We start from the raw sequence: 25,615 nt of genomic DNA, 5'->3' as shown, positions 1-25,615 counted from the left end.
CGGTGGTGGAGCGAGGAGGATGATACGGAGGAGTTGCCGAGGATCACAGATTATGGCGAGAAATGATAGTCAAAGCCAAGAATTTCCTCGCACCGACTCAAATGTAGAGTTAATCAAATTTACCACGCCGACGTGACGAAATTCGAGCATGTTCCCCCATCCAGGTCACTTACCTGGCCAAGCCGCTATCCGATGTGCTGTCAATCGAAGCCCGGCCGCCCGCCAACACGCTCGCCGGGTGTCCGTTCACGAGAATCTGGTGTATCGCCGAAGTCTCGAGACCATACTTGTGAAAAGCGGTCTGCAAGATTCCTTCTTGGCGACGATTGATAAGCACGACGAATCGACCGGATGGCTTAAGTACGCGATCCAGCGAACGAGCGACATTCACTGCAAATTCATCGTATGAGGCATCCAATTCCTCATACTCACCCCACGGCGGATCCGTTACGACCACATCAACTGACTTGTCGGCGATGGACGGCAGGTCAAGAGCATCTTCCGACATGAACTGCACCCGCTTCGTCCGGGCCAGTTCTGGTTGAAAATCTCGTTTGAAAATTCTGTAGTCGATGTCCGAATAGATGATGCGCCGAGCGGGATACTTCAAGCGGGCGAGGACAAGCGAGCCGCGACCAGCGAAAGGATCCAGGAAGACATCCTCATGCTTCGGCGGGACTGCGCGGACGAGCATCTCGGCGAGCTCGGCATTTAGAGCGCCTTTCGGCGTCGGTGCGCCCTTCTTCTTGGGCAGCTTCAAGCCGAACAGGAAAGTTCCCAGCTCCCGCCGGCCGATAATCCAGTACTCGACGCCCGACCCACGTGCTTCCACCCGCCCGTTCGTCCGGGCGGCAATTGCGTTTTCGAGTCGAGACTTGCCATCACGCGGCAAGCCAACCAGTTCCCCGTCAACTGTTGCCATGATTCGGAACGGGCGTTTCTTCGGTGCGAGGCGTATAAACTCAGGGCGCTTCAATTGCGATGTCAACGCCTGGATTGCGCCAGGAAGTCCAGCTCCGCGCTTCGTCTCGCCGAGGACGAGGAAGGCGTTCTTGAGATACGAGATACCCGCTACGTCTTCAGCTCTGGCGCCGGAATCGAGCATAGCGGAGCTATCGTCCTGAAAGACGACTTTCACGCGCTTCAGATCTTGCCGCAGTGAACTCATAATAAGCTCGCCGAGGCCAGCATTGAACTGGACGTAATACCGCATTGTTAAATTTTAGCACATAACGGTCAATCCCTACGCATCTGGGGTGTCTGCGCTGGTGCTACAGAAAAGTTTCTCCCATCGCATCGCTATGGTTCGAGCGTCGAGTTCCTGCGCGAGCCGTTGTGCACGTATTCCCATTGCGCTTCGCAGAGGACTATCGGTCAGTAACTTCACTGTCTGATCGACAAATTGATCCTTCGTTTTTTGTTCGTCGATACATCCTTTGATCAGAAACCCTGTATCACCATCACCTACTCGTTCGGCTAGAGCGTGGGAATCGCTAGTGACGGTGGGAGTCCCTGCAGCGGCAGCTTCTGCAACCGAAAGGCAGAACATCTCCTCGTCACGGCAAGGATAGACCAACAGCGCGCTCTGTGCTTGCATCTGGCGCAGCTGATCGCGATCCAGCACGCCGAGTAACTGCACCCCGTCGGTTTGGCGGGCAATGTCGAAGATGGGCTGGCTGAGCGCTGCGGATTCCGATTTTGTAAATCCCCATAACTCGAAGCCGCTTGTAACGCAGAGCTTGGCCGATGGAACCGCCGCTCGAACGCGAGGCCAGATTTCGAGTAGCACATCCAGTCCTCGCTCGGCAATGCTGGCGTAGAGGCACGTTGGCGCACGGGGAGCAGTGTCAGCCGCCGGATAAAGCCATGTTTCAACCGGATGCGGAATATGAGTAGGTACGGACTGGAGGCCGCCTCGTTTTGCTACTGTCGCCATAGCGCGGCTGGCGACGACGACGGATCCTTCCTGGAAACATGGCCGTCTCTCGAAAGACACAGCATCTTCCGGTCGGTTATCCAGCATCCAGAACAGTTCGCGCCCGGCGGGTGCATCGGATACCGACTCCTCATAACGGACCGCAACGCGAAGATCAGGCCAAGGGGCTGCTGGCAGTTCGTGGAGCGGACGCCAGGCGACCCCGTCGTACCTGCCAGGGCGGTAGCAGCAGTTGTAGACCGTCACGTCATGGCCACGGGCGGCCAATGCGCGGGTGAGGATGACAAGGACAGCTTCCGACCCACCGAGTCCAGGGCTGTCGTAGTCCGGAGGATAGAACGCAAATCGCTTGGCGTAGACGAACTGCCATGACGCCATGGCGGGCCTCCAAGTGGTGTCCTCTCATTCGGCGTCGGCACGCCGACTGCGCCCGTAGGATGCTACCTGTGAGGCTCGGTCGGTACTCGGTCGTTATTCCGACCGCAGGGGGCCGGCCGTCTCTCCGTCACTGCATCAACGCCGTACTGGCCCAGAGTCAACCAGCCGATGAGGTGATCGTTGTAGCGGCAGAACCCGCCGGGCGCCCGGACTGGCTGCCCGGTTCGGTGCGGTTCGTGACAGCATCCGCCTCGACTTCTGGACAACGTAATCTAGGGATCCGCCTGTCGACGGCAGAGTTCGTACTCCTTGTCGATGATGACAACATCCTGGGCGACACATTTGCTGAGCAAATCCTCGCCACTTGGAACGCAGCTGGCCGCGGCGTCGCAGCCGTGGCGGGCGTCGTTGTCAACGATCCCAGGCTGTCGTTCCGTCAGAACCTGCTCTACTTCGTATTTGGTCTGGGGTACAACGCATTTAACGGTCGGGCTTCGTCACTTCGGTGGTCCGGTCATGTCAGGTCTGTCTACTCACCAAGGACACGCATGCCCGCGCAATTTGTCCATTGCTGCTGCACGCTGTACCGGCGGGACTTGCTGTGTTGGGAACCATTCGATGAGACATTCACCGGGTATGTCATTGGCGAAGATCTCGATCTGGCAGCACGCTTGGGTAGCCATGGCGTACTGCTCCATGCGCCCAGCGCAGTCTCGTGGGCCTGGCGTTGCCCTTCAACGTGTCCGAACGATCCCGAGACTGTCGGGCGCCTGCACGGTGAGGTACTGGCCAACTTTCGTTGGCGACACCGAGGACCCGGCCTGGTCGGCACCACTTGCTGGATGATTGCCAACGTCGGCCAAGCTGGCATTCTGGGCAGCCGTGCCCTCAGGACCGGAAGCTGGCTTCAGCTCTATGGGTTCTTGTCCGGTCTTGGTCTGACGCATCGGCGCATCCTGACAGGCGAATGCCGACGGTGGCAGCCGACGTCGCGCGGCTACAGCGTTGCTGTCCCCGTCACCGGAGCTGAACCTCAAAACCACTCGGCACAGCCGTCGGTTTTCGGCTAACCTTCGTCGAAGGCCACGCTGATGCGTCCAACTGATCGTCGATCATGGATCGGGTTGTAGCTCAGCATGTTTCGAGGGGGTGCTGTCGATGACGACCGTCAGATCATCCCGCGAATCCGCCGTTCGCCAGGCCCTGGCGGCTGATGGCGTCGGCCGGATAGTGCTCGGTGGCCGGTTCGGCGAGCAGCCCCGTGCGATGACGTATCGGCTACTGGATCGCTTCTACGAGGCTGGCGGGCGGCTGATCGAGACCGCTCACTCGTACGCGGATGGCGCGGCAGAGTCCGAAATTGGTGTCTGGCTGGCAGACGCGTCAGACGACGCCATTTGCATCACCAAGGTAGGGCACCCGCCGGCGGGATCGTCGGCTGTGGACGTGGCAGCCATCAGCGATGAGATTGAGCGCTCAGCCGAGCGGCTCCAACGCGACGCCTTAGACCTCGTAATGCTGCATCGCGATGATGCTCGATACACAGTTACCCAGCTGTTGGAGCCCTTGCTGCGTGCTAAAGAGGCCGGAAGCATCGTTGCGATTGGTGTTGCGAACTGGACAGCCCCGCGCCTGCGCGAAGCGATTACGGTGGCGCGTGAGGCGGGCGGATTGGCCGCAGCAAGCGCACAGCTGTCGTATGCGATCCCACAATTTCCCCTCTGGCCCGGCACGGTTCACGCGGACTCCGAACTGATCGCCGTCCACAGCGAGTATCGCTTGCCGTTGCTGGCCTGGTCCGCCAATGCTCGCGGCTTCTTCGCTGGACGGCTCAGTTCGGACGCGACCACCGATCCCGACGCGCGTAAGAGCTTCCATACCCGCGAGAACCTGGATCGGCTTGGGCGCTGTGAAGCCGTGGCGGAATCCATCGGATCCACTCCAACCGCAGTCGCACTGGCATGGACGCTGCAACAGTACGAGTTCGCCCGACCAATAGTCGGTCCCGCCGAGGAAGCGGAGCTCGATGATGCACTCGCCGCAGCACGTATCTACAGGGAGCTGCCGAGTCTGTAGGTGCGCGATCGCAAATCGATGATCTACCTGGTGAGAGGAATTCAATGCAGTCACCGACAGATGCGACCGCCCCTATTCGCTACCCAGATCCATTGCCTGCCAACGTTGACCGGGTGCTTGCGCGGATCGGGCCAGACGATCGGGTGCTGGATGTCGGCGGCTGGTGGAAGCCCTTCAATCGTGCCGACGTAGTAGTCGACCTATTACCCTACGAGTCGCGTGGCGGCGGCGGTTCGATCGGCCCCAGTCCGGAGCGGTTTTCAGAGGCAACCTGGACTCAAGCGGACATCTGCGACGGCCTTCCGTTTCCCGACCAGTCCTTCGACTTCGCATACTGCGGTCAGACCCTCGAGGATATCCGCGATCCTATTGCTGCATGCAGGGAACTGAGTCGGGTCGCGAAGGCTGGTTATATCGAGGTGCCGTCGCTGTGGGTTGAATGTTGCTATGACGTTGACGCGCTGCCCAATTCGGATCAGTACCCCGGATATGAGAAGCACCGCTGGATGATTTACGCAGAGGATGGCGAGCTGCTATTTATCCCGAAGCTGTCATGGATGTCTCTGTACGAGTTCGTTCCTCGTGCCATATTCGACGAGCACCGGGCGGATCAAGCCCTGTGGACCACACCGTGGCATTGGGAGGGGACGATCCGAGCGAGGGAGTGGTCGTTCGTCGGCCAGGAGGAGCTTGTGCCGTTCCTCCAGCGCTACTTCGCGAACTTCGACTACAGAACCGGCAGGTCCCGCCCATGATCCCTGCGGCGGCTTCGTCAATCCCAGAAGTCAGCGCCGGTCCGACTCGCGTTCTCTGTCTGACACACCACCTGCCGTGGCCGCCTCTAAGTGGCGGCACTCTGCGCGAGTACCAACTACTCACCAAGTTGGCGCAGCACTTCACGATCGACCTGCTGGCTATCGGCCGAACGGGCAGTTTAGCCCTTGAAAAAAATCCGCTTGGGCTCGCCTCGGTCGAGTTCCTCCCGGACGAGGCGGCCAGGACGACAAGACGGCAGCGCCACTCAGCGAAAGCGCGGCAGCGGATTCAGGAGCTGGCAGCCCTCGGCCAAATAGATGCCATACATGTTGAAGGCGGCTACCTGTTTCACCTTGTACCCGCCGAACTTCACGGCCGAACGTGCCTTGTTGAACACAATATCGAATCCGACGTCTTGGGACAGTTCGCTCAGATCACCGGAGATGTGCGGCTACTGAAGGCAAGTCGGCGAGTCAGCGAGCTTGAGAAGCGCGCCTGGCGGGCCGCTGGCGCGGTTATTACCGTGACACCTGAAGACCGTGACCGAGTTGCAGTCCGTTCCGGTCGGAAGGACATTCACCTGGTCCCGAACGGCTGCGACCACATCGCAATCGGTTCACACATCAACCAGCGTCCAGACCGGCCACCGACGGCGCTGTTACTGGCAAATTTTGCGTATGGGCCGAACCGCGACGCCCTGGACTGGCTGCTTGACGAGGTTTGGCCTCTGGTTGCCACGCAACTCCCGACCGCCCGACTCCTGCTAGCGGGCAGCGGGTTGTCGGAGGCACAGCATATCCGTGCCGCCGCGATACCCGGTGTCGTCGTACGGGGGATGGTGGACGACGTCGGGCCGGTACTGGACGAAGCGGACGTGTTGCTATCCCCGCTGCGCGCTGGCGGCGGGATCAAAGTGAAGGTCGTTGAGGCACTCCGCCGTGGCTGTCCCGTCGTGACGACACCGATTGGAGCACAAGGTATCCACGGTGCCGCCCGCCGCGCCTTGTGCATAGAAGACCAGGCCGCCGGACTGGCAAGGAGAGCGATTCAGCTGCTGAGCAACCATCACGTTCGGGAACGCGTCCGAGGCCGCACGCTGAGTGCGGGGTTGCTCCTCCCCACCTGGCAGCAGGCCGCAAGCACGATGACCAACGTCTGGACGGAGGTGGCTGCTCGTCATGCCCGAGCATGAGTTTGTCGTCCCCTATCTCCCGGTCGGCACAACCTATGGGCCAGAGGAGCTGGCCGTCCTAACCGAGTGTGTGACATCCGGCGAAAGCTTGTCCTGCGGCAAGCAGCGGGCGGCTTTCGAGCAAGAATTTGCCGCCTACCTGGGCGTCAAGCACGCCATCAGCCTCGCAAATTGCACCGTGGCCCTGGAGCTTGCGACCTACTTATGCGATCTGAAGGCGGGCGACGAAGTCATCGCGACGGCGCAGTCCTACCAAGCGACAGTGACGCCGCTCCTTATGAGTCCGGCCACGGTGAGGTTCTGCGACATCGACCCGGTCACGCTCAACATCGCCCCAGCCGCGATCGAGAAGCTTCTGACCAAGCGAACGAAGGCGATCTACCTGGTTCACTATGGCGGCACCATGGCGGACATGCGTGCGATACGGGAATTGGCGCGGGACCGGGGCATCGTCATCGTGGAGGACTCCGCTCATGCCATCGGTGCCGAGCGTGACGGCATCAGGCCCGGCACCGGCGGCAGCCTTGGCTGCTTCAGCTTCCAGTCATACAAGAACATCTCGACCCTTGGCGAAGGTGGAATGATCACCACCGATGATGACCAGTGGGCCGAGCGGCTCCGGCGCCTTCGGTCGATCGAGCCCGATGCCACTTACGCTCCCAGATCAACAGATCACCTTGGGCCCTATCAGGCGCCGGCCGATGGCGTCTTCCGGCACGAGAAGGAAGCCTTCGTCGCCGATTGCGTCGACATCCGCCATCCTGGCACAAACTCGACCCTGGCTGAGCCTGCCGCGGCTGTTGGTCGGGTGCAGCTGCGTCGCCTCGGAGAACTAGTCGCCGCAAGGAAGCACGTGGCCGATACGCTCGACGCAGCGCTCGCTGACCTGCCCGGTGTGCGCGTCCAGCGGTTGCCGGACAACACCATCTCCGCGCGCCACCTCTACACGTTCTTCGTGAACGATGAGGCACGAGTAGCGCAGCCGGAGCTGCTCGGGCTGTTGCTGCGCCACGGTATCGAGGTTCAGCAACGGTACTTTCCGCTGCACCTGTTGAGCGAGTGGCGGTATCGCGGCGGCGAACTTGGCCAGTGCCCAGTCACCGAAGAGACGTGGTTCCACCGAATGGTCAACTTGCCGATCTATCCCCAAATGACACAGCATCAGCTTGACTACATGGTCAAGGTGCTGCGAGACCTGCTGGGGTGATGACAGTGGGCACCGGCGAACCGCTCAATAGCCTGCATGTCATAGTGCCCGAACCCCCGGGATCGGTCGGAGGCGCCGATATGCACGTGCGGGATCTTGCTGCTGCCCAGCAACGGCGCGGCCACACGAAGCCAATCGTGTTCGAGACATTGTCACCACCGTTCGCCGCTCGGGTCCGCGCCGCCGGAGTGGAATGCGTCTCGGTGGCTGGCCAAGGCAAGCGGGCTTTGCTTGGTGGGCTGCGCCAGGTCATTGTTGATCGACGCATCGACATTGTCCACGCGCACGGCTATGACGCCACCTGGTGGACAGTCGCCGCACTGGCGTCGATTCGTCGGCGGCCTCCCCTCGTTGTGACCTGCCATGGGTGGATCGAGACAACTACCAAGCTGCGACTCATGAGCGCCGCCGATCGGGCCGCAAACCGATTGGCAGCCGGGGTTATCGTCGTCAGCGAGGAGCTGATCCCGGCTGCGCTCGAATTTGCCTCGCGCGCAAGAACATTCGCGATGATTCCGAACGGCGTGCCGATCCTGCCCTTGCAGGACGGCACCGGCATGCGCGAACGGCTCGGCATACCGGCTGCGGTGCCGCTGGTCGGCGCAATGGGGCGGCTGTCGACCGAGAAGCGCCACGACCGATTCCTTGATGCCTGTGCACTGATCGCCCGCCAACGCCCGGACGTGCAGTTCGTCCTGGCGGGCGGCGGCCCCTTGCGGGAACCCCTTCAGCGGCAGGCTACCGCGCTCGGGCTATCCGACCAGCTGCATATGGTCGGCGTCGTCGAACAGCCGGAAACGCTACTACGCGCCTGCGACGTGGTAGTTCAGCCATCCGACGTTGAGACCACGAGCCGCGTGGTGCTCGAAGCAATGGCGCAAGCCCGGCCGGTCGTGGCGACCAGGGTCGGCGGCATGGATCTGCTCATCCGGCATAACGAGACTGGGGTGTTGGTGCCGGCGGGAGCACCCGATCCGATCGCCGCGGAAGTACTTCAGCTCCTCGACAATCCTGATCGTGGGCGTGCAATCGGCAAGTTGGCCCGCGAGACCGTGATCGACCAATTCGATGCGGACCACATGGCGGCTGCAGTTGATGACGTATACAGCGCAGTGGTCGGTCGCGGATCGGTGAGGCATCAGACCTGGGTGCGGAAAAGCAAGTAGTAAGCGAACTGCAACGGAGGTGCGGGTATGGAACTGTTCACCATCCTCGATCGGATCATGGCCGAGGAGAAGCCAGTCGGCGGCGACGTAGTACAGGAGGCGATCGACCGGCAGTGGATTCGCTCCTTCGCTCCGGGCCAGTATGTGTACGGCCCAGAGTGGGCCAGCCTGATCCGCTTCTTCCAGCGATCATTGTTGGAACGAGCTGCGCGGCTGGGCTTCGAGGAGTGGTTGTTCCCGCGGCTGATTCCGAAGAAGGCCGTCGACAACTTCCAGCTCACGCAGTTCGCACCGGAGCTTCTCGTTACCGTGGAGGATGGGCAGGAAATTCTGGATCCCGTGCAGTGCCTGCCGCTGTACCACTTGCTGTCTGGCACCCGAGTTGATCCGTCCCTCCTGCCGCTGAAGATCACCGAAACGATGGGCGGTTGGACCTGGCGCAATGAAGAGCTGGAAAAGCTCGACGGGCCAATCCGGTCGCGCGAGTTCCTGCGCGTCGAACACGTGTGGATGGCACCGCTGGACCAAGCCTTCAAATTCCGGCGCGAAGTTCTCGACTCGGTGGTGGCATTTCTGCGCGAGCTCGGCCTGTCGGTCCAGCTCGTCGCTGGCGAAGGCTGCATGGACATCCCCGTCGTTCGTGACGCGCTGGAACAAGCGACCTCCATCGACGAAGTGCCGGTCATCGACATCGAAATCCCGCTGCGCACGCCAGTGCGGGAGGACGGCCAATCGCCGGACGTTCCCCATCCGGGCGACTTTGAGGAGATCTCGGGCTGTACCGTTGAAGGCTTTCACCACCTAGAAGGGTTCGCCATCAGCAGCGACGTTCCGGACCTGGCAAGCGGCTGCTGCGGCGTGGGCCTGAACCGATTGGCAGTCGGCTTCCTCTACCAACATGGCTTCGACAGGACGAAGTGGCCTATCGAGACGACTGCGTCCACCGGTTTTTCGCGCGTGTAGCAATGAGGATGAACTGATGCGTGGAAGCTCGCCATGCTGACGATCGCACGAACTCCTGTGGCACTGCGAGCCCTGGCGGAGGAGTGGAGCGACCTGCACGCCGCATGTCGGAGCCAGAACCCGTTTAACCACCCGGCATGGTGCCTTAGCTGGGCGCACGCGTTCGATCACGATGAGCTTCGGATCGTGGTCGAACGCGACCCAAGCGGCTGTCTGATCGGTGTCCTACCGCTGATGGCCCGCGCGGCGGCTGGGAGGGTGTGGGCAACGCTCGGCATGCCGTTGGTCGACTTCGGTGCGCCGCTGGTGGACAGCTCCACGAATGTCGTACCCACTCTTTTAGATTGGCTCGCGGAGTATTCGGCGGAGTGGGACGAAGTCGAGCTCATCGGACTCCCTCTCGACCTCGCTAGCGGTCTTGTCGATGTCGCAGCGCAGCGTCGGCTTTGTGCACAGATCACGGCGACCGAAGTATGCCCGAGGATCGATATATCGTCGATCGAAGATTGGCGGAAGGCGCTTCCACCCAAGCGGTTACGACGGCTGCAAGGCAACCTGGATCGTCTCGAGATGCGGCACGGCGCCGAATGCCGCGAGGTGTGTGCGTCGGCGGATATCACTGCTGCCATACGCCGCTTCGAAAGCCTTCGGTTGCAGAGCTGGTGGCAGCGGAGTGGGTTCAAGACATTGCCACCGGCGGCGCGAGGCAACCAGCATTGCCAGTTGCTCGGTACCTTCGCCACTGCCCTAGCGCCCACCACATTTGTATCCGTCGTGGAAATGGTCTCAGGCGACCGCCTGCTCTCCTCTTCGGTGCTGTTCTGGTCTAACGACACCGTTTTGGTAGCGCTTAAGGCAACGGACACCCGACTCGGCACCTCTGTCAGTCCGGGCCTGGGCCTGGATATGTTCGTCATCGAACTCGCCGCGTCTCGCGGTGTCTCCTCCGTGGGGTACGGCCGCGGTGATGAGGACTACAAGTTCACGTTGGGTGCTGTCGCAGAAACGACCGCCGACGTGAGCTTCGCCCATCCCGATCGCCCTCTGCGCTTGCTAAACCGGCTCGCCCGACAGATTGGCCGGTCGCTGTCGTGACTACGCTTGTCCTCTCGCCACATCTTGACGACGCTGTCCTCTGCGCTGGCGGTCTGATTGCTCGATCCTGCCAAGCAGGTACGTCGCCGGTCGTCACTGTGACGATTTTCGCCGGAGCCCCGTTAGGGCCGCTGAGTCCGCAAGCCACGGAATTCCATCAGGATTGTGGCCTGGGCGATGACGCTGTCGAGCGCCGCCGGCATGAAGACGCCCGGGCTATGTCGGTACTCGGGGCTATGCCAGTGTGGCTCGACATACCGGACGCTATCTACCGGCTGAACGGCGCCGCTCACCGCTATCCAACCCGCGACGCGCTATTCGGAGCACCTCGCGGTGAAGGTTTCGTAGTCGACCGGGCCGTCGGCATGATCCTCGAAGCTGTACCGGACGTAGAGAGCATTGTCCTGCCGCTCGCGGTCGGCGGGCACGTCGACCACCGGTTGGCACGTCTGATCGGCGAAGCAATAGTCGATGAGCTTCAACCCACGTCCACACTGTGGTACGAGGAATCGCTCTATGAGAGCCAGCAAGGCGCCCGGGCATGGCGAGATGTTGGGACCAGCGGATTGTCCGTCAGAGAAGTCACGCTCCCGGATGATCTATGGGCACTGAAGCGAACCGCCGTCGCGTCCTACTCATCTCAACTCAAGATGCTCGGGTTCGCGGTCGATGAAGATAATATATCAATGGCCTTGCGCGCCGAGCGTATATGGGAGGCAATGAAATTGCGGACAGAACCAAGCCGATGAGCGCCGCATTGCCGCCTACTGAGACGTCTCCCCGAGTGCTTGTCCTGTGGGATATTGACCACACCCTGATCGAGTCCCGGGGCTTCGGTCGTACGATCTATCGCCGCGCATTCAGAGCAGCCACTGGAAACGAACTTGAGAACTATTCAATTATCGCGGGACGAACTGAATTCGCGATATCCGCGGAAATGCTGCGAATCAACGGGATTGAGCCGCACGGCGAAGCGATCAGGGGGCTCGTAGCCGCGCTCGAGCGAGAGTTTGAGTTGGCGAAGGCCGAGTTCGCGACCCTTGGACGAGCGCTGCCCGGGGCAGAGGCGACACTGCGACTGTTGGCGGCCGACCCACGCATCCACCAAAGCGTACTGACCGGAAACGTTCGCAGCCTCGCGAGAATTAAACTTGAGGCGTTCCGCCTGGATCGCCATCTCGACCTTGACGTGGGTGCATACGGCGATGATCACGAGAATAGGGCAAATCTGGTTTCCGTCGCCCTACGTCGCGCGAGGGCATCCGGTGTTTCATTCGAACCAGGCGATACTGTCCTGATTGGCGATACCCCTCACGACGTCAAAGCAGCGACGGAGTCCGGCGCGATGGCAATTGGGGTGGCGACGGGCGCGAGCACACTCGATGAACTCCGCGCTGCCGGAGCAGATATTGTTATCCCTGACCTGTCGGATAGTCAGCAAGTCAAGAATCTGATCTTCAGCCTACTACCGGGACCAACAGCAATGATGAACTAGTGGCCGCCGCTCCACCTACCGACCTCGGTCCGGGAACAAGTTGAACCCTGATATTGCTGGTTAGTAGTACCGCATCCCCATCAGATCTTGCACACGAGACAAGGTCGCTGCCGCTATCTCGCGAGCCTTTTCGTTACCATTCCGGAGTGCCTTGCGCACTGCTTCGGGATCTTTTTCGAGTTCACGTCGTCGAGCGCGGATAGGTGCAAAGTACTCATTGACGCTCTCCGTGGCAACACGCTTCAATTCGCCAGCGCCCTTGCTGCCGATCTCGCGTGCTATGTCGTCGGGAGTGCGATCTTGGCACAGTCCAGCCAATGTCAGCAGATTTGCAACTGCTGGCCGCGTCGAGGGATCATAGGTTATCTCCCGCTCGGCGTCTGTCACAGTCTTGCGAATCAGCGCCGATGTCTCGTCAGGTGACGAGGAAATGCAGATCGCGTTATTCAGGCTCTTGCTCATCTTCCGCCCGTCCGTGCCCAGCAATCCGGGACTCTTACTCAAAAGAGCCTCGGGCATTGGAAAATAAGGGTCGCCCGGCGAATACCGCTCATTGAACCGCCGTGCAACCGTACGGGCGACTTCCAAATGTGGCAGCTGATCCTTGCCGACAGGGACAAGATTGGCATGCATGAAAAGAATGTCTGCGGCTTGATGGACGGGGTAAGTAAACATCATCCCGCTCACTGCAGGCCGATTGCTCAGTCGAATCTCGTCCTTAACTGTCGGGTTTCGTTCCAGTTCACCGACCGTGACTAAGCTCAGAAAAGGAAGCACGAGCTGATTGAGCTCAGGGATAGCGCTATGCGTGAAGATGCTCGAGACATTCGGATCAACACCTGCTGCCAGGTAATCCAGCACGATCTCAGGGACGTTTCGCGAGACGTCATTGCTCACATCTCGATCGGTAATAACCTGATAATCAGCGATCAGCACGAAGAGTGCGACGCCGAGATCCTGTAGGCGGACCCTATTTTGAAGAGTGCCGAAGTAGTGCCCAATGTGGAGCTTGCCCGTCGGCCTATCACCTGTCAGCACTCGAAAACGACCGGGAAATTCCAATACTTCCTGTTCAATCGCTGCGCTACGCTTGAGCGCTGTCTGATACGAGTCAGCTGACATCGACGGGCATCTCCTTCTGTTGTTGACATGTATTTATATATTAACAGAATTCTTTAATGTCGCAATGGAAATACGGACTATGTGTGGAGCGGGCCCCTGGGCCGAATCTTCACTACTAGCAAATCAGGCTGTTTCGGCATCGCTTGCCTTGACACGCGAGATCTTACTATAGTGATCCTTTCCAGTCTCACCAATACTCGGAGTGTCCGAGTAGCCCACCACATGGCCCGCCGAATCCTCAAAATAAGATCGCACATTGTTAGCCCAAGTCAGCCCTACATCCGTGTACCGAACGACGGATCCTTCGACGGTGATATACCCGCTTTCAATCAGGTCGTCGATGCGTCGCCCAAACACGTTCCTCCAGCCTTCCTGGAATCTTTCGTCGAAAGTGCAGAGGTCAAGGTCGAGCAACCTCAGTCCCATCACCATGAATCGACGCCTCAGATCGTCGCGCGTGCAGTAGCGCTGCGCATCGAGCGGCAGCGTTCCTTGCCCGGCCAGACTCACATACTTTGCAACATTCTTCACGTTGCGATAGGTGTACCCCGCGACAAATCCATGCGCTCCAGCGCCGAACGCTAGTACGTGACCGCACCGCGCGTTCAGATCAATATAGCGACACGCTTTACCTGGGTGAGCCCAGTCCCGAACAGTATATCGGCCTATGCCGAATGGAGTACTTGCAACCTGCGTTTCAGTCCATTCGAATAGAGAAATTTCGCGCTTCTCCTCGGGAGGCAGATACTTTTCCCTCTTAACGAAGTCGGTATAGAAGATCGTATTTTCGAGAAGCACGAGCGGATAGATTGTCAAGTGAGTAGCGGGCGTTGAAAGAGCTGTGGACAGATCGTCCGCCCATATACTGTCAGATTGGTTAGGGAGATTGAAGATAAGGTCCAGATTGAAGTTTCCGAACGAGGATGCGATCTGTTCTATGTAGGCCAGCAACTCGTCCTTCCCTTCTCGCATATGCAAGTGCTCAGTACGTATCTTCCGGTCGAACGTCTGGATGCCTGCACTAACCCGCTCGACTCCGTGCTGACGAAGTGCATCGACTCGATCCGGTGTGAAGTTCATCGGGGTACCTTCGCACGTAATTTCGCAATCTTCCGACAACGGAAGCTCCGCATGAAGGGTAGCCAGAATGAGCGCAAGCTGTTCGGCATTCAGGCTGTTGGGTGTCCCGCCGCCGAGGTAAACCGCCTTGATGTCCAAAGAAGTCGTCCAAGCGGTGCGGGCATACTGCCGGATCTCGTTTACGAGGGCGTGCACGTAGGCGTCCTTGACTTCTTCACCGCTCACAAACTTGTTGAACCCGCAGAAGGAGCAAATTTGATCGCAGAACGGGATGTGGACGTAGACCGTGGACTGAGGGGCTACTGCACTTGTCGAGAGGACCTTCGTGCAGCGTGTCGAGTCAACAGGCCCATCCGGCATTGGGTATGTACTTGAGCCAATCGGCTCGCGGTGCTTGAAAGTTACCTTAGCCACAAGGACTCCTAAGGATAGGGGATACGAATCGTCTGTGCGTACTGTCAAACTATTTTGATGCCAAATCGTCCCCCGTGGTTGATACGGCGGCTTGCGCGCTGGTAAGCGCGCCCTCTATCCAGCCGGGAGTTTTGGAGAAGGTGTCGGAACTTAGGACTATGTTCTCCGCGACAAACGTGCAAACGTCGAGGTCTATGGGCGCCCCTTGCTGAAGGTAGGATACTCCGGCAGGCCAATACTGGAAGACGGTCTCCCGCGGTTCTCTAAGTCCCCGAAGTCGATACCCGACAGCCTCTTCGATCCCGTTGAATACGGTCTCTAGAAATATCGACTCGCCACGTCCACGAAGCGTGTTCCAATAGTCGCTGTTCTGGCTATCGCAGTAGAAGAACACCGTCCGCCTCCTAGCGTCAAAATAGATCTTCTGCAGTTGATTGTTGGCTATGACGCAAGCGTCGTCCAAGGAGCGGTCATTCCACCAACATGTGTCATAAATGAAGAATCCTTTGAACAGTGGGACATTGACGACGTAACCGAGCCAGTCGAACGCGTCAGGGTGTAGCGGAAGGTGAATCGGCAGCATGTCGGCGGGCGGCATTGCCAAAACGAGACGATCCGCTGCCGCGTGACGCCGACTCCCGCGATGAGTAAGGAGCTCAAGTTCGAGGTGTCCTCTACCGGCGAACACTGCAACGAGTTTGGCGGGTTCGAGAATTGTCACCCCTGCACCTATCAGGTATCGGCGTACCTCAGACGTGAGCTGTTCGAAACCTGATGTCGCTCGGCGCCAATCATGTTGGAAGGAGTGTGCTCGAAACACCTCTGGATGAGTGTCGACAATCTCTATTCCGGCTGCCGCCGGCAACCGGTGATCGCGAAGCGCCTCGTAGCCGGTGAGCGAACAAAATCTGTCGGCATCTCCCATTCCCAAACATTGAACCAAACCAGAGTAAAAACTATTATCCAGTTTCATCTCCGAGAAATCCAGGTCCGCGAACTTATGTAGATCGTCGAATCCCGCCCGGTGTTGAACCGCATAGCGGTATGGTGACGTGTGAATGTTGAAGCGCTCGATTAGCGCGTGCAATGCAGGATGCAAATACGGGTTGAATCGCCCAGCACCTAGCTCACAGACTATTCCATTCGGGTCCGTGTACGTGTGTATGCGGTTACCTGTGGGCGTGGAGTCAACTATCACTAGATTGGACCCGCTGACTATTCCGGAGTCCAACATCCCAAGAGCGACTGCAAGGCCGCCGATACCTCCGCCTGCAATTACAACCGACATCGTATGTTCACCGGGTCCGCATCGGTGTGTTGCGCTGCTCTGCTGGGGTAGGCTCCCGTGAATCTTCTTGAGAAGACTGTCGCTGAGAGGCGGTCTCGGTAGCGCTGAGTGTCTCAATATTCTGAGAGAGCGCTTCGGCGGAGATCGAAGCCTTTTGATCAGAGGTGTAGTCACCGAGAATTCGTCCGTCAGCAAGTATGAGCATTCTGTCGCCAATCTCTAACGCATGCTTCATATTGTGTGTCACCATGAGCGTTGAACATTCGAGCCGACTGGCGATTGCTTGGGTGAGGTCGAGGACACGGCTCTGCGTCCTTGGGTCAAGGGCCGCAACATGCTCGTCCAAGAGAAGTACCGTGGGCTGGGATAGTGTCGCCATCACCATCGTGAGGCTTTGTCGTTGGCCGGCCGAAAGGAGCCCCGCACGGTCTGCAAGACGGTTCTCCAGCCCGAGACCCAATGTAGACAGTGCCTCACGCATTGTTGCGCGCCTTGCGGACGTTACTGCTCGCCGGAGACCGCGGTGTCCTCCTCGACGGATTGCAAGCGCCATGTTCTCTTCGATGCTGAGTTCCGAGATGGTCCCGTTCTCTGGGTTGTCGAAAACATGTGCCACCATTCCAGCCCGCCGATAATCTGGTTGACTGGTTACGTCAGTGCCGTGAATCTTGACGGTCCCGGTTGCTGGTTGCACCGACCCCGCAATTACTTTCACAAGCGAACTCTTGCCCGCCCCGTTCGAACCTACGACGGTGACGAACTGGTTTTCAGGAATAGTAAGTGTGACATCGCTAAGGGCGGTCGACTGGTTGGCCTCGCCGAGATTGTGAACCACTGAGATTTCATCAAGCTCAAGCATTACTGTGTTCCTTGTCCGGCAAGCGACGCAGATTGGCCCGGGATCGGCGATAACTCCGTATCGAATGCTGTTTCAATAGAGCGCCGGCCGCGGCGCGTGTGCTGAAGACGGCGATCAAGGTCAGTGCTGTAACAGCCTTCAAATCGGACGCGCGGAGTCCCATGGCTAGTGCTGAGCTGATAATCAACCGGTAGATGATCGTGCCGATTAGCACCGCGAGAATGGCGCGCAGGACGCTCGGCCCGGGTCGTCGGATGATAACTTCGCCCAAAAGGATCGCGCCAATGCCTGCGAGTAACGTCCCATTTCCCATATTAATATCGGCGAACCCTTGGCTCTGGACCACAACAGAGCCGCTGAGGCCGACCAGAACGTTTGCGATGACCAATGAGAGAACCGTAGCGAGCGTCTGGTTGACACCATAGCTCCGTGCCATCAGGGGATTGGTCCCAGAGCTTCTCAGCGCAAGGCCGAGGTCGGTTTTGAGAAAGACTGCTAGAACCGCAAGGACAGTAACCGTGGCTGGCGCCAAGAGGGCAATGGTGAGCAGGTCCGACGCCCGCGGTGCTGTCGCTTGGGTATAGGTAAAAATAGTGTTTGAACCGGCGAGGGATACCGTTGGGCTACCAAGGATGCGCAGGTTGAGAGTGTAAAAGCCGATCGACACCGTGAGTCCAGCGAGGATAATTGGTATCTGAAGAGTGACGTGCAGCGCGGCTGTCAAAGCGCCCATCAGTCCTGCCACCGCTGCAGCGATGAGCATTGCGAGGGGGACTGGCATGCCGCCCGCGATGAGAACCGCGGTTGTAGCGCCGCCTAGTGTGAAGCTCGCTTCGACGGTCAGGTCGAAGTCTCTTCGCATCACAAATACCAGGTATATCCCCATCGACGATAGGATCAGCGGCAGCCCTGTTACGACCGCATCGATTATTATCTGCACTGTGTTCTGATCCTTGCGGAGATTCCGATGACCACTAGATCACCTGGTTGCGGCTTGAATAATTTCGGGCGGGACCGTGAGGCCGAGAACCTTCATGGTCTCTGCGTTTATTCCCCAAACGACATTCGGCGGCCTTCCGAAAGGTATAGATGCCGGATTCGCCCCTCTGCAGACCAGGCCCGCGTTTCGGCCAGCTAGTTTGCCCACATCGTAGTGTTTCGGCCCGACGGTGGCGAATACACCCGGCGTCGAGATGTCCCCGCCGTCGAGATAGAGGGGGATCTTGGACTGCATGGCGGTTGAAGCAATAGACGTGACACCGGCGAGTGTATTCGCGTCATTTCCGATGATCAACGCATCTACCTTGCCGACCAAGGATCGAGCGGCTATCCCTATATCGCCCGTACCAGTGGCGGGACGTTGAATGAACGCAATGTTGTTGACATTGGCTGCAGACTCGAACTCCCGCACCCACTTCACCGCATTGGGTTGGGAGGGATCGAATATCGTACCTATCGTTTTGGGCCTCGGTGCGACCTTGAGTATCTCGTCTAGTTGCACACCGGGTCCGACGTAGTCGGTACTGCCGGTAATATTTCTACCCGGCGCGTCTAGCGTGGTTGCAATTTTGGCGGCTACGGGGTCGGCCATTCCAATTGTTATGATGGGACGCCGCTTCTCAAGATGACCGAGTGCAATGGTGGCGGATGTGCCTACGACAAAGAATATATCCGCATCACTAGTGCTGAGAGACTTGGCGATACTTTCAACGTTCCCCGCATCGCCCTGGGCGCTTACGGTGCGGAAACTTACCCGGTCTGGGTCGAGCCCGGCTGTTTCGAACAGACCGGCTTTGGTTCCGTCTACCGCCTCGGTGATTACCTTCGCGTCTGCAATCTGAAACACCGCGATGTTCCTGCATGGATTTGCAGAAGCGGCGCCTGATGATTGCGGCTCCATGTTTTCCGCTCTGGTGCAGGCGGTAGCCCCAGAAAGTACTGCTAACGCGATAAATATTAAAGGCGATCGGAACCTTTGCCGCACAGCGTCCTCCTTACACGAATGGACTAGTTGTACGTCGGGCAGAGGTTGTCCGCTGTCGTCGGCGGTCTATGGGCACCGGCGACGGTCAACGCACGCCGGTGCTACTCACTGTCGATAGCTTGCGGGGGCATGTCCGTGCGTGTCGCCCGCGTCAGACTCCCTGGCCGTCAGTTGGGTCTCTGCAGCGGCCAGGGTAAACAGGCGGGTCCATTCTTGCGGTTTGACTGATCTATGCTTCACAGCAGTTCATATGTGTCCACATTTGATTGCGGAGTTCGTCCGTTCGATGAATAAGGTCGACGTACCATCTGCTGGTCTGTGCGCCCGTAATCCAACTTGGTCCTGCCGCGGACGCGTGTAAGAGCAGCGTTCTGGCATGCTGGCAAATCCCAACGACAGTTATGCTGCGGATCCCCTCTCGTAATTGTGGGTCTGCGGGTTGGATGTCAACAAGGCTCAGGCGTGCCCCGCTCAGATTGCTTGCATCGTGTCGCTGCCGTGTCAGAAGAGGTTTGCCATTCAGTCCGTAGCTTGACGGACTGAGATGGCTGCCTTGGACCGCGCCCTCTACGGCGACGATAGCCTGATGGTGTAGGAATGTCTGTCCAGGATCGGTGGGCAGGCCGTCGCGGATTGCATTGCCGTCGCTGCCATGCTCAACATCAAGATGAAGGGCATACCCCTTCTTGCTGCGCGGATGCGGATCGGCCGGTGATTCCGCGTAAAACGCGTAGTGTCCGAAAAACCTCGTCTGTGGGTATGCCGCTGCCAGCATCTCCTGGATGCTGCCCTTCAGCCCGGTGTCGACGACGTGGATCTCGGACCCTTCCGCCCCGATGTCAATCCCTTGGTCGATGAAGTATGCGGTGAGCCTTCGCCAGGCCCCGCGCGGATCACTCTCGGCCGCAGCGCGTTTGCGGAATTCTCTGATGCCCGCGAACGACTTGCCCTCGTACTCCTCAAGTTCCCGCAGTGCGGCGTTCACCAAGGACCTCGACAGGTACATTGTCGTGCAGTGGGCGGCGTAGAACTTCGGCAGCAGGATGCTGAGGGCGTAGCCGAACACGAAGCCGTCTCTGCCGAGGAAGACGATCTTTGCCCGCGGGTTCCTGGCCACGGCGTTGAGCAATGCGGGTGCCATGTCGATGACGAGCTTGACGACGAACGGCGCCAGGTAGGTCTTGGCCCACTGGTACGAGTCGAGGAGTGCCTGGGCCTTTTCTGGCGTGTCGATGCGGAACGACGCCGCGAATATGTCGAAGGTCAGGCGGTCGAGATCGAACTGGGTGTGGTCGATGCCCCCAGCGGCGACGTGTGTCGCATACGGCCACAGCTTGATTCGGCCCACTGCCGTCTGGCTGGCGCTGTGCATGATGCTCCTTCCGATTTGGATGGAGCGATGTCACAGCGTGTTCCGTGCTGTTCCGCCTGGCCAGAACGGGTTTCTGCTCGGCCATCGTCGTTCGTCCGCGGCATTGACGGCGGTTGTGCCACCATGGCCGCGGCATCTTCTACAGGGCAGAATCGAGGCGACATCGGTGGGGTCGGCAGACGATGAGTTGGAGCAGGCCGAAGCGCACTACGATCGGCGCTTCCGCGAGCTGAAAAATGCAACCTTCAACGCCTACGAGCAACTGTTGGAGCACTACACGTCCGGGGAAATCGCCAACCACACGGGCCTGGGCAGCTCGACGATCCGCAAGGTCGGCTCGGACGGCGACAAGTCAGCCTGGAAGGCTCCAACCTTCAACACATGCCGGAAGATTGATGACCTCGGTATGAATCCTCCGATCGGTGCTGGTGAAACCGCATTGAGGGTCGATTTCGGACTCACGGGCTACCGGCAACTCCTGATGGACGCGGCGGCGAGGCTTAAAGAGGCAAAAAAGGCGCAGAAGCTCGAGCGGCGCGAGTCGATGTTGGTCGAGGGGGATCGGGGCCTGTATGAAGCCCCTCTTCCGCGCTACCTGTCGGAGCTCCAGGGTGCGCTGTCCGTCACGGCGAGATGGCTACCGTTTGTAGATATTTCGAACGGCTTCGAACTGCGCTCGGTCTCTATCAACAAGAGGCCACCAACCGAACACGACGCGTTCGCCGCCTACGACGATGCTTCGCCTGACTTGGCAGGGGACGTTGGGTGGCGGCAGGCGATCACCGAAGTGCCGGTCGCGATCGTGTTGGCGGACGCAGGCTTCGGCAAGACTTGGTTGTTAAGACACCATGCGCTGACACTCTGTCACGGCGCCAATGAGGCATTCGAGCGAGGTGATGAACCAAAAGACATCGTCATCCCGATCGTGGTGCACGCCGCTGATCTTGCACGACAGTGGCGGATCGCCGTGGGTGGCGAGCAAGCGGTCATTGCGGCAGCGAGCGCTGGGCTTACATCAGCAGGTGTAACCGTCTCACCGGCTATGCGTCAACTCCTGCTCGGTCGCTTCGAGCAGGCCGAACCTCTCCACATATTGGTCGACGCCTACGACGAGATATTCGACGATGGGCAGCGTGCCGCCTTCGGACAAGCGCTGCGGTGGCTGCACGGCAAGACCGCTAGCCACGTTCGCCTGCTCGTCACGTCACGGCGGGCGGGCTACGAAGATCCGTTCGACCCCCGTACGAATCACCCGACACCGCAGTACATGACGCTGGGTCTACTCGACGAGCCACAGGTTCGGCACCTGTGGTCGTCGTGGTTTGATGCACGCGGAGAGGAGGTTCCGACGAAACGGCTGGAGCCCGCGATTGCGCCGGAATCACCACTGCGACGGTTTGTCCAGGTCCCGCTCATCGCCGCATTTTGTGCCTGGGTGGCCGAGACCGACACCGTCGCTCCGACTCGGGCCGGGTTGTACGGCCAAGTGGTTGACCGATTCCTTCAGCTAGCGTGGAAGGCCGATTCACCGCACCTGGAGGGCAGCCACCGACAAGATCGGGCCCGCCGCAATGCACATCTGGCTAGCCTTGCTGATCTCGCTTGGGAAATGGCCAACAGCAGCGACAACTGGCACGACGCTGTTGAGGTTGCAGATTGCGACAGGGTTCTCGCTGGATCCGGACCGGTACCGCAACAGGGTCGCAGCTACAGCTGGGAGCCAATCCGTCAGCTCGGCATTCTCACCCAGCCGGGTGCATTCAACGGTGACGCCCTCGGCGACGCACCGGTCATGTGGATACACAGGAGCGTCGCCGAGTACTTGGCGGCAACCAGACTCACCACGCTGTCGACCGACGCCGTCGACTCTGTGCTGCGTGACCGGAGCTGGTTCCATCCGGCATGGGCTAACGTTCTGGACTTCGCCATCGGTCTGGAAGTGACAACCGGGAGCCAGGGCGCTGTCAGCACTGTGCTGCGCCGCCACGCTCTCAGCGACGACGATGGGCTTGGTTGGTTCGCCACTGTGTATGCAGCTGCAGCCGGAGGGCTTCCACCAGACCCAGATGCTCGGAATGCGGTGATCCGCCGGATCTGGCGACTTCACGAGGTGGGCATCATTTCCGCCCCCCACCTCGGGCGTGTGCTGGCGCTGGTTCCTGAGGCGAATCCGAAAGAGATCGTCGATCTGCTTCTCCAGCGTATCGAAGAGGTCGGACCCAGCCACGGCGCGTGGACTGCGATCGCCTGGAGTGGCGAACCCGGCCGGTCGAAACTCACAGAGCTAATCCAGAACTCCCCTACTGCGGCAGGTGCCGCTGCCGCGCTGTTCACGGTCGATCCGTCGGGCGCCGTCGAAGCGATGCGTCGGCGAGTTGTCGCTGAGCTGCCGCTTCATGCAGAAGACGCACCCGTCATGAGTGAACTCGACAATGAGTCGGTCGATCTCCTCGCACAACGATACCGTGCTGCTCCGGACTCCCATCAGCTGTGCGAGGCCCTGGCATGGACCAGGAGCCCCACCGCGAGACAGGTATTCGGCAAACTGCTCGGCGACGATGACCCCCGTATCAGACGAACGGCAGCGCACGGTGTCGGCGTGTGGTATCGCAACGATCTCGACCGCGAAGGCTTCGGCACACTGCTTCGGCTTTTGCGGGACGATCCGGATCTGGGTATGAAACGCCAGATTATGGCGTTGCTAGAGGTTATCGCGGCAACCGTGCCGTGGATTGAGTCAGCTTTGCAACGGGCAGTGGCCGCAAGACAAAGAGAACGCCCAGAACCGACAGATGACCTTGAATGGCTGGCGGCCAATTTGAACCCAGCGAGCCCTATGCTCGCCAAAGCACTGGCTGCGGTGCGCGATGATCCTCAACTGTTCAAACAACCGGTAATTGATGCCCTGGGCGCGCTGACCCAACTGGCGCTCAGGGGGCGTCTCGATGCTCGATACATTGGAGACTGTCTGATCATAGGTGGCCCCCAGCTCATATCATTCGCCGCGAACCTCATACAAACTGACCAGCTCGACGCAGATGGGGTCGGAAGCCTAGCGCTCGGTTTATGCTATGCAGCAGAAGGTGATCCTGCTGTATATTCCGCTATAGTCGCTGCTGCAAAGGCGCATCGGCACCCACTACTTGAAGTAGCATTGCAGTTTCATAAGTCTGCGACTGATGTCCGACTCGGGGCGCTCGTAGGAGCGCTAAACGCTCTCAGCGAACCAAATGCGCCCGTAGTGCACACGTGGACGACAGCAATCCGCGCCTTGTTGCTGGCCTTGCCATATGATCGCCGGATAGCCTGGAAGCCCTTCTGTAGTGAGGCAACGGCACGTCTACTCAGTCGAGCAACTGCGGGCGGGTGATGAGATAGATCATCACTACGGACGAATTTTCTTAGGAATTAGATCGAAACTATCGATAAAACTCATCACGACAGGAAATGCTTCTCGCGCACTTATAGCAGTTCCTTCTCGCTCAATGATATCGCCCTTGAAGGTGTCCCATGCCTGCTGCTGGACGTATTGATCACTGTCGCCGGCCAGCCGGGTGAGTAACCGGAGTCCGCCTTCCTGGTCTACTGCCAGCATTTGGCCGACGTACGACACAATGAACCGCCTGTCTCTGACGTATCCACTCTCTGTCAGCCGGGCGTATACTTTGGCGGATAATTCCGTATCCGCCTGTGGCAGCGACTCCACCTCATCGTGTAACCGATTGAACTCAATGAATACACCCCGCTGCTCACTCGTCATGCTATCAAGATGGCGGGGCAGGCCGTCTGCCGCATCAATTAGCGACTGGGCGCGGTCCACAAATTCCGAAGCTTGCGCTTCGAGTTCCTGCTGCGACCTTTCTGCGTGTGGCGATAAATACTCCATTCCTTTGCAATTGAACCACAATTCAATGATTTATGCAATATTCCCATAGTTATCTGCGCATCAGGTAGGTATACTGCCGCTCCAGCAGTCCGTGAGTAGTTCTTTGCTGGGCTAGAATTCGACGGACCATATCGCCGTGCCCCCGGAGGACCGTGCTATGCCGCGCCCGGAGCGCCCCCTTGACCCTTCAGCAGGTCCTGTTCAGGCGTTCGCAGCCGACCTGCGGCGGCTGCGTGAACAAGCTGGCAGTCCCAAGTATCTGCAGATGGCACGCATGACCGGTCGTTCCCGGACTGCGCTCTCGGAGGCGGCCGGCGGCGACCACCTGCCGACCTGGGAGACGACCGAGGCGTTCGTCAAAGCCTGCGGTGGAGACGTCGGCACATGGCGCATCAAATGGGAAAGGGTGCAGGACGAGATAACTGGTTCCCTAGGGCTGCTCGCGGTAGCGCGACCGGATAACCAGCAGCCTGAGCGCCCAGACGGACCGCAGGACCGGCAATCATCGGCCGGTGCCGACGTGCTGATGCGCATGTGGCAGGAGCAGCGCACGCAGGGCCGACAGTCCGAGAATCATCGCGCCATCATGACCTTGATCGTGGTGATCAGCGCGGTGGGCGGATTAAGTTACATTGCAGTCCAAAGGGATACCCGTATCGTCAGCGCATGTGTCGCCCTCGGCGTCTGCTTGCTTGGACTCTTCGGTGCTCTGATCTCGGCCAAGTACTTCGAGCGGTTCAAGATGCACATGGATGCTGCGCAGCTGCTTCGGCGCCGTCTCAATGACCTCTACCCTGAGCTGTACCTCGAAGACGATTGGGCGGCTAACCGGCGCCAGCACGAGAGCAACTACAAGGTGCTGGCCCGCATTCGGCTGGAGCACCTGTGGGTCGCCGCGCACCTCGGGATCGCCACGCTGGGCGCTGTAGTGGCCGCCGTCGAGATTTTCTCGCGGTAGCTGGGCTCTGGTGACCGCTGCGCCGGGCCAAGCCCAGGCTCCCTTCAACCAATAAACCTGTTCTGGCCAGGAAGAACACCGCGGAACAGGCGATGTCATCGCTCCATCCAAATTGGAAGGAGCAAAGCGGTGAAGGACCATAACCGCCAGCTGGCCGACGAAGCGCTCGACCATGTCATCGTCGCCTGCACTGAAATTCTGGAGAAGGTCGAACAGCGGCAAGCTGTTGCTCCAGATGGATCGGATCGCGCGAAGCGTCTGGTCGTCTACGTGGAGCGCGCCGTGATGAATTGGCTGGCCGAGGCCGTGTAAGCCACCTGCCTACCGGTGTACGACGCCAAGAGCGCCGGGCCCACCCCCGGCGCTCTTGGCCTGAGCGGACGTACGA

At 59.4% G+C, this 25,615-nt stretch carries 23 protein-coding genes; 13 read left to right on the top strand and 10 right to left on the bottom strand.

From position 1 onward, the window contains the following. Nucleotides 1-169: 169 nt before the first annotated feature. The gene (locus tag ON27_RS24540) at nucleotides 170-1,213 is read right to left on the bottom strand and encodes a TRM11 family SAM-dependent methyltransferase (RefSeq protein WP_051046965.1); all 1,044 of its coding nucleotides are present in this window, start codon (nucleotides 1,211-1,213) and stop codon (nucleotides 170-172) included. A 30-nt stretch (nucleotides 1,214-1,243) separates the two neighbouring features. Then, the gene (locus ON27_RS41520) at nucleotides 1,244-2,314 is read right to left on the bottom strand and encodes a glycosyltransferase family 4 protein (protein ID WP_083887787.1); all 1,071 of its coding nucleotides are present in this window, start codon (nucleotides 2,312-2,314) and stop codon (nucleotides 1,244-1,246) included. On the opposite strand from ON27_RS41520, the gene ON27_RS41515 reads away from it, so the two are divergent. From ON27_RS41515 to ON27_RS24500, 10 genes are all read left to right on the top strand, one after another. Continuing rightward, complete coding sequence (locus tag ON27_RS41515; RefSeq protein ID WP_083887795.1) at nucleotides 2,305-3,384, top strand: glycosyltransferase family 2 protein; 1,080 nt, start codon at nucleotides 2,305-2,307, stop codon at nucleotides 3,382-3,384. The genes ON27_RS41520 and ON27_RS41515 overlap by 10 nt on opposite strands. A gap of 88 nt (nucleotides 3,385-3,472) precedes the next feature. Next, nucleotides 3,473-4,390: an aldo/keto reductase gene (locus ON27_RS40055; RefSeq protein WP_157227314.1), complete on the top strand. Its 918-nt coding sequence runs from the start codon at nucleotides 3,473-3,475 to the stop codon at nucleotides 4,388-4,390. Between the two features lie 44 nt (nucleotides 4,391-4,434). Next, a complete protein-coding gene (locus ON27_RS24530; protein WP_083887786.1) occupies nucleotides 4,435-5,145 on the top strand; it encodes a class I SAM-dependent methyltransferase in 711 nt (236 codons plus the stop codon). After that, nucleotides 5,142-6,338 (top strand): glycosyltransferase, encoded by a 1,197-nt coding sequence (locus tag ON27_RS41510; protein ID WP_281032780.1) that lies wholly within the window; start codon nucleotides 5,142-5,144, stop codon nucleotides 6,336-6,338. Before ON27_RS24530 ends, ON27_RS41510 begins: the two co-directional genes overlap by 4 nt. Further along, nucleotides 6,325-7,545, top strand: a complete 1,221-nt coding sequence (locus ON27_RS24520; RefSeq protein WP_043732493.1) for a DegT/DnrJ/EryC1/StrS family aminotransferase — start codon at nucleotides 6,325-6,327, stop codon at nucleotides 7,543-7,545. The genes ON27_RS41510 and ON27_RS24520 overlap by 14 nt, the downstream gene beginning before the upstream one ends. Nucleotides 7,546-7,550: 5 nt before the next feature. After that, a complete protein-coding gene (locus ON27_RS24515) occupies nucleotides 7,551-8,711 on the top strand; it encodes a glycosyltransferase family 4 protein (RefSeq protein WP_169334530.1) in 1,161 nt (386 codons plus the stop codon). A 27-nt stretch (nucleotides 8,712-8,738) separates the two neighbouring features. Next, nucleotides 8,739-9,674 (top strand): hypothetical protein, encoded by a 936-nt coding sequence (locus ON27_RS24510; protein WP_043732490.1) that lies wholly within the window; start codon nucleotides 8,739-8,741, stop codon nucleotides 9,672-9,674. Nucleotides 9,675-9,707: 33 nt separating this feature from the next. Next, the gene (locus ON27_RS24505; protein ID WP_083887783.1) at nucleotides 9,708-10,769 is read left to right on the top strand and encodes a GNAT family N-acetyltransferase; all 1,062 of its coding nucleotides are present in this window, start codon (nucleotides 9,708-9,710) and stop codon (nucleotides 10,767-10,769) included. After that, nucleotides 10,766-11,518 carry a PIG-L deacetylase family protein gene (locus tag ON27_RS41505; protein ID WP_083887782.1) on the top strand — a complete coding sequence of 251 codons (753 nt, stop codon included), beginning with the start codon at nucleotides 10,766-10,768 and terminating at the stop codon, nucleotides 11,516-11,518. The genes ON27_RS24505 and ON27_RS41505 overlap by 4 nt, the downstream gene beginning before the upstream one ends. Further along, on the top strand, nucleotides 11,515-12,264 hold the full coding sequence (locus ON27_RS24500) for a haloacid dehalogenase-like hydrolase (RefSeq protein WP_043732486.1): 750 nt from the start codon (nucleotides 11,515-11,517) through the stop codon (nucleotides 12,262-12,264). The genes ON27_RS41505 and ON27_RS24500 overlap by 4 nt, the downstream gene beginning before the upstream one ends. Nucleotides 12,265-12,324: 60 nt before the next feature. Here ON27_RS24500 and trpS read toward each other — a convergent pair whose 3' ends face one another. The 7 genes from trpS to ON27_RS24480 form a co-directional block, all read right to left on the bottom strand. Next, nucleotides 12,325-13,386, bottom strand: coding sequence for a tryptophan--tRNA ligase (trpS, locus tag ON27_RS41500; RefSeq protein ID WP_083887781.1), 1,062 nt, complete (start codon nucleotides 13,384-13,386; stop codon nucleotides 12,325-12,327). 123 nt (nucleotides 13,387-13,509) lie between these two features. Beyond that, nucleotides 13,510-14,880, bottom strand: a complete 1,371-nt coding sequence (hemW, locus tag ON27_RS24495; RefSeq protein ID WP_157227313.1) for a radical SAM family heme chaperone HemW — start codon at nucleotides 14,878-14,880, stop codon at nucleotides 13,510-13,512. A 49-nt stretch (nucleotides 14,881-14,929) separates the two neighbouring features. Beyond that, entirely contained in the window at nucleotides 14,930-16,168 is a 1,239-nt protein-coding gene (locus tag ON27_RS43105; protein WP_157227312.1) for an FAD-dependent oxidoreductase, read from the bottom strand. A gap of 7 nt (nucleotides 16,169-16,175) precedes the next feature. Then, nucleotides 16,176-17,027: an ABC transporter ATP-binding protein gene (locus ON27_RS41495; RefSeq protein WP_083887780.1), complete on the bottom strand. Its 852-nt coding sequence runs from the start codon at nucleotides 17,025-17,027 to the stop codon at nucleotides 16,176-16,178. Beyond that, nucleotides 17,020-17,967 (bottom strand): ABC transporter permease, encoded by a 948-nt coding sequence (locus ON27_RS24485; RefSeq protein ID WP_051046961.1) that lies wholly within the window; start codon nucleotides 17,965-17,967, stop codon nucleotides 17,020-17,022. The genes ON27_RS41495 and ON27_RS24485 overlap by 8 nt, the downstream gene beginning before the upstream one ends. A 39-nt stretch (nucleotides 17,968-18,006) precedes the next feature. Beyond that, nucleotides 18,007-18,873: an ABC transporter substrate-binding protein gene (locus ON27_RS41490; RefSeq protein WP_218003034.1), complete on the bottom strand. Its 867-nt coding sequence runs from the start codon at nucleotides 18,871-18,873 to the stop codon at nucleotides 18,007-18,009. A 367-nt stretch (nucleotides 18,874-19,240) separates the two neighbouring features. Next, nucleotides 19,241-20,383: a hypothetical protein gene (locus tag ON27_RS24480; RefSeq protein WP_043732478.1), complete on the bottom strand. Its 1,143-nt coding sequence runs from the start codon at nucleotides 20,381-20,383 to the stop codon at nucleotides 19,241-19,243. 166 nt (nucleotides 20,384-20,549) lie between these two features. On the opposite strand from ON27_RS24480, the gene ON27_RS24475 reads away from it, so the two are divergent. Next, entirely contained in the window at nucleotides 20,550-23,753 is a 3,204-nt protein-coding gene (locus tag ON27_RS24475; RefSeq protein WP_043732475.1) for an NACHT domain-containing protein, read from the top strand. Nucleotides 23,754-23,768: 15 nt separating this feature from the next. Here the strand turns inward: ON27_RS24475 and ON27_RS24470 are convergent, their stop codons facing one another. Beyond that, nucleotides 23,769-24,269: a hypothetical protein gene (locus ON27_RS24470; protein WP_043732473.1), complete on the bottom strand. Its 501-nt coding sequence runs from the start codon at nucleotides 24,267-24,269 to the stop codon at nucleotides 23,769-23,771. Between the two features lie 157 nt (nucleotides 24,270-24,426). Here ON27_RS24470 and ON27_RS40050 point away from each other — a divergent pair, with 157 nt between their 5' ends. Both ON27_RS40050 and ON27_RS24460 read left to right on the top strand, forming a co-directional pair. Continuing rightward, nucleotides 24,427-25,227: a helix-turn-helix domain-containing protein gene (locus ON27_RS40050; RefSeq protein WP_051046960.1), complete on the top strand. Its 801-nt coding sequence runs from the start codon at nucleotides 24,427-24,429 to the stop codon at nucleotides 25,225-25,227. Between the two features lie 129 nt (nucleotides 25,228-25,356). Next, nucleotides 25,357-25,539, top strand: coding sequence for a hypothetical protein (locus ON27_RS24460; RefSeq protein WP_043732471.1), 183 nt, complete (start codon nucleotides 25,357-25,359; stop codon nucleotides 25,537-25,539). Nucleotides 25,540-25,615: the final 76 nt, after the last annotated feature.

Source organism: Nocardia asiatica NBRC 100129 (assembly GCF_000308415.1).
In the GTDB taxonomy this organism is placed as follows: Bacteria; Actinomycetota; Actinomycetes; order Mycobacteriales; family Mycobacteriaceae; genus Nocardia; species Nocardia asiatica.
This window is presented reverse-complemented; position numbering and strand designations above follow the sequence as displayed.